The 1,763-nt window shown below is 56.7% G+C and carries 2 protein-coding genes; both read left to right on the top strand.

Annotated elements, in window-relative coordinates; translation table 11 throughout:
* Positions 1-327: 327 nt before the first annotated feature.
* Positions 328-1,065, top strand: a complete 738-nt coding sequence (locus tag ACP5E6_RS18975) for a CBS domain-containing protein (RefSeq protein ID WP_427957039.1) — start codon at positions 328-330, stop codon at positions 1,063-1,065.
* Between the two features lie 331 nt (positions 1,066-1,396).
* On the top strand, positions 1,397-1,763 hold a 367-nt coding region (locus ACP5E6_RS18970), incomplete at its 3' end, for a YrrC family ATP-dependent DNA helicase (RefSeq protein WP_427957037.1).

The following is a 1,763-nucleotide window of genomic DNA, read 5'->3' as shown; positions in this document are numbered from 1 at the left end:
GCTGGACGGCGATCGTGCCGGGATTTGGGCTGTGGACGTCGTCCACTTCGATAACAATCGGCCTCCCCTAGCGATATCACAGCAGAAAATGCGACGATTATTGGTTGCTTGCCCTTGAGCAAACGCTACGCCATGGCTTCGGCTCGACTTATTCTTTCTGACGCGCCTTCGTGATCTGCGCAAATGAGATGGCAGATCACGTCATGTGCGGTCAAATTTAATTCGGAAACCGTTTTGAAAGGGTCTAATGTGTTGTGATCGCTCCGGTTCGGGGGGCGATCAGAGCCTGTCGATTGCGCGAAGGTGCGGCGACCGCCGATCACCGTGATGGATGATTTCGCCGCCAAACCCGAGGAGGTTGAAATGAAAGTCAAGGACATTATGACCGTCGGGCCGCTCACCGTCAGCCCTGATGCCACAATCACTGACGCAGCCAATATGATGCTTACCCAACGTCTGTCGGCACTCCCGGTGGTTGATGGCGACCTGAATCTACTCGGAATCGTGAGCGACGGCGATCTACTCCATCGCCCTGAGCTCGAGACGGCCCCAGAGATCGGATGGTGGCGCAGCTGCCTTTCCCCCGCGACGTGCGCGCGCGCTTATACGAAAACACGAGGTCGCCGCGTAGGCGAGGTGATGACCGAAACCGTCACCACCGTGACACCCGATACGAGCCTTGCCGAAGCTGTCGAATTGATGGAGGCGCACCGAGTTGAACAACTCCCTGTCGTTCAAGCTGGTATTTTGTCTGGCATGTTGTCGAGGCGGGATATCCTTGCAGCGCTCATCAATCGCCTCAGCCTTGTCGCCGGCGAGCCATTGTCGGATGAGCTCATCGCATCGAGGATCCGAGCCACGATCGCTCAGTCGAGATGGACTCATCCAGGCAATATCGTCATCAAGGTTGAGGGGGGCACCGTCCAGATTGGCGGTACCGTTTCCAGCGATGCCGAACGCATGGCGTTGCATGTGATCGCAGAAAACACCGGCGGTGTCACCAATATACGAGATGACCTGGAAGTAATTAACCCGGTCGCAGGGTTCGCCTATGGAATTGTGTGAACAGACTTTGTACATGCGTGATGATATATGGATGTATCATCACTAAAGTCTGACTCATATCATAGAACGCTGCGTGGCGATTTTGATGAATAGGCTTTTATCGCGTCCCCGTTGTCATTAGATCGGCAAGAACATTTGAAATGGAGGTTGGTCTATTTTTATATTTTTGGAGCATCGCTGTTCGGATTTATGATCCCATCAGGTTGACCCGTGTCCGAGTGGGTACTTCTGTGGTCTGATCCGAAGTCCTGGTCATCAACCGGCCCCCGGTTCGGAGTCAAGGTCGATCCCCACTCTTGACCTCCGGCTGATCAGAGCGTGGCATGGCGCCATGGATCAGCATTCCGGCGGGTCAGTTCGAGACGATGCCACCGCGGGACGCGAAGTCCTCGCCGGATTGGTCGAGCGCGTGACATTTCATAATTCTGAAAACGGGTTCTGCGTGCTGCGGGTGAAGGCGCGGGGTCATCGTGACCTCGCCACCGTGATCGGCCATGCCGCCATGATCAGCGCGGGCGAATGGGTGACGGCGACCGGTGAATGGGTGAATGACCGCACGCACGGCCAGCAGTTCAGGGCGCGGTTCATGCGCACCTCGGCGCCGACCACGGCGGAGGGGATCGAACGCTACCTGGCCTCAGGAATGATCCGGGGTATCGGCCCGGTCTACGCGAAGAAGCTGATCCGCGCATTCGCGA

The sequence above is a fragment of the Acidiphilium sp. genome (genome assembly GCF_049977125.1).
Lineage (GTDB): Bacteria > Pseudomonadota > Alphaproteobacteria > Acetobacterales > Acetobacteraceae > Acidiphilium.
This window is presented reverse-complemented; position numbering and strand designations above follow the sequence as displayed.

Bases quoted from the DNA above. Each gene is read 5' to 3' on its own strand.
- ACP5E6_RS18975 (WP_427957039.1), top strand. From the start codon at position 328: ATGGATGATTTCGCCGCCAAACCCGAGGAGGTTGAAATGAAAGTCAAG.